Raw genomic sequence first — 2,573 nt, 5'->3', positions numbered from 1 at the left:
TTATTTTCATCCGATATTGTCTACAATCAGGCAGCCAGTGGAGGAGATGGCACGTTTGACAATCAGACTACTGTATCAAAAGATCGATGGTATAACTTTAGATCAGCAAGTGTATCGTCTCCCCGTTATCTTCAGACAAGGCGAAACTACATGATTTTATTGTAAAGATATTAGCTCGTAAAGTCGGATCACAGTCTGGATATGCAAACTTGACTTTCTCTTATAGAAAATTGGAAACGTTTCATTTGACAATCAGACTACTCTGTTAAAAGATCGAAGGAATAAGTTTGAATCAGCAAATGTATCATCTCCCGTTATCTTAGGCAAGTTTTTTTTAGATTGGAAAAACTTCAGCTCATTCGGTGGATTTATGGTATGGATCACCGACTGACGTTTTTCTTATAATAAATTGGAAACGTTTCAAAAATGAAAATATCCTTTTACAAGAAAGGGAGTGTAATGGTGAATTCAAGAACTAGTGAGTTGGATCATTCCACGATCAAGCCAAATCGCAAAATATGGAACCAGGTCAAACGTGATTATGAACTGTATCTGTTTTTGCTGCCAATCATTATTATTTATCTCGTATTTAAGTACTATCCGATGTATGGAATACAAATTGCTTTTAAGGATTTTTCACCAAGTCGGGGAATCTGGGGAAGCGAGTGGGTAGGCTTTAAGCACTTTATTGATTTTTTCGGTTCCTATAACTTCTGGACGATTATGACGAATACACTTACACTCAGTGTTCTATCGCTTGTGTTTAGCTTCCCAGCTCCGATTATTATAGCGATTATGTTGAATCAGATGTTGGCCAAAAGATACAAGAAAATTGTACAAACTGTAATTTACGCACCACACTTTATTTCTACCGTAGTGCTCGTCGGTATGCTTAATGTTTTTCTGTCTCCAAACAGCGGAATCGTGAATCACATCATCACCTTGTTCGGAGGAGACCCCATTATGTTTTTGGCCGACGAAGGTTGGTTCCGTCCTTTGTATATTTTATCAGGGGTTTGGCAAGAGACAGGTTTTGCTACCATCATTTACCTTGCTGCACTGGCAGGGGTCAATCCAGAATTGCATGAAGCCGCGATTATGGATGGAGCAAGCAAATGGAAGCGCGTAATGCATGTGGATATTCCAAGCATTTTGCCGACGATCGTCATCTTATTGATTCTCGCACTCGGTAACATTATGGGCATCGGTTTTGAAAAGGCTTTCCTTATGCAGAACGATTTGAATTATTCCACTTCCAATATCATTCCGACCTATGTTTATGAAATCGGGATTCAAAAGGCACAATACAGCTTTTCTACGGCAATTGGACTGTTTAATTCAGTGGTAAATATTATCCTGATAATCACCGTCAACCGGATCGCCAAGAAGTTGACTGAAACCAGCCTGTGGTAAGGGGGAGTTCATTTTGAATCAATTATTAAAGAGAAAAAGCAAGGGAGACATGTGGTTTGACATCGTCAACTACTTCATGTTGACCATAGTTATGCTGCTTGTATTATTCCCGTTGTATTTTGTGCTGATTGCTTCACTTAGTGACCCCAATCTCATCTACTCAGGAGAAGTATGGTTTTTTCCAAAGGGTTTTACGCTGGATGGATACGGGCGGATATTCAGTGATTCATCTATATGGATTGGTTATGCCAACTCGATTTTATATGCGGGTCTAGGAACATTAATCGGAGTAGCCGTGACCGTATGTGCAGCTTACCCGTTAGCTCGTAAAGGACTGGCGGGAAAATCGGCGATTATGTGGTTTTTACTGATCTCCATGTTTTTTAGTGGAGGGCTGATCCCAACCTATTTGCTGATAAAAGATCTTCACATGCTGAATACGATCTGGGCACTTGTTATTCCTGGAGCGGGAGGTGTGTTCAATGTCATTATCGTAAGGACTTTTTTTCAGTCGACCATCCCAGATGAAATGTGGGAGGCAGCTTCGATCGATGGTTGTTCCAATACCAGATTTTTTTGGAGCATTGTATTGCCTTTGTCTAAGTCCGTTATAGCCGTAATGGTACTATATCATGTTGTCGGCTTCTGGAATGGTTTCTTTGACGCTTTGATCTACTTGAACGATGAAAACAAGTATCCGTTGCAACTGGTTCTGCGCAACATTCTTGTCCAGAATCAGGCCAACTCGGGCATGATGATAGACGTGGAATCTTACGCAGCGAAGATGCGCGTTACAGAGCTTATCAAATATGGTGTCATCATGGTATCCAGTCTACCGTTGCTGATTTTGTATCCTTTCCTGCAAAAATACTTTGTTAAAGGCGTGATGATCGGCTCGATCAAAGGCTAACATTGTCATGGTGCCTGAAAGGGGGAGTGTCCAACAGAATCGATAGATCCAGCATTCAAACAAATATATAACAAAGGCAAGGGAAGTTTTCAGCTTGTGGAATGACATAAAGGAGGTTATGTACGATGAAATTATTCAAAAGTGCTGGAATTCTAATGTTGGCCGGAGTGTTTGCACTTAGCGGATGTTCGGGAGGCGGTGGCGAGTCAAAAAATCAGATGGTAAATCCGGATCAGGATGCGAATTTTAA

General features: G+C 40.7%; 2 protein-coding genes and 1 pseudogene. All 3 read left to right on the top strand.

The features are described 5' to 3' along the window. Window positions 1-154, top strand: a pseudogene (locus GRP75_RS30555) (LacI family DNA-binding transcriptional regulator); the annotation flags it as partial. Between the two features lie 305 nt (window positions 155-459). Next, window positions 460-1,413, top strand: a complete 954-nt coding sequence (locus tag GRP75_RS24090) for an ABC transporter permease (RefSeq protein WP_237449167.1) — start codon at window positions 460-462, stop codon at window positions 1,411-1,413. A gap of 13 nt (window positions 1,414-1,426) precedes the next feature. Next, window positions 1,427-2,323, top strand: coding sequence for a carbohydrate ABC transporter permease (locus tag GRP75_RS24085; RefSeq protein ID WP_061828394.1), 897 nt, complete (start codon window positions 1,427-1,429; stop codon window positions 2,321-2,323). Window positions 2,324-2,573 lie beyond the last annotated feature (250 nt).

This window comes from Paenibacillus sp. OT2-17, from assembly GCF_009827695.1.
GTDB classification, from domain to species: Bacteria; Bacillota; Bacilli; order Paenibacillales; family Paenibacillaceae; genus Paenibacillus; species Paenibacillus polymyxa_B.
The sequence above is the reverse complement of the archived record's forward strand: the minus strand, read 5'-3'. Positions and strand labels throughout refer to the sequence as shown.

Excerpts from the sequence above, each read along its gene's own strand:
- GRP75_RS24090 (WP_237449167.1), top strand. The coding sequence starts at position 460 with ATGGTGAATTCAAGAACTAGTGAGTTGGATCATTCCACGATCAAGCCA.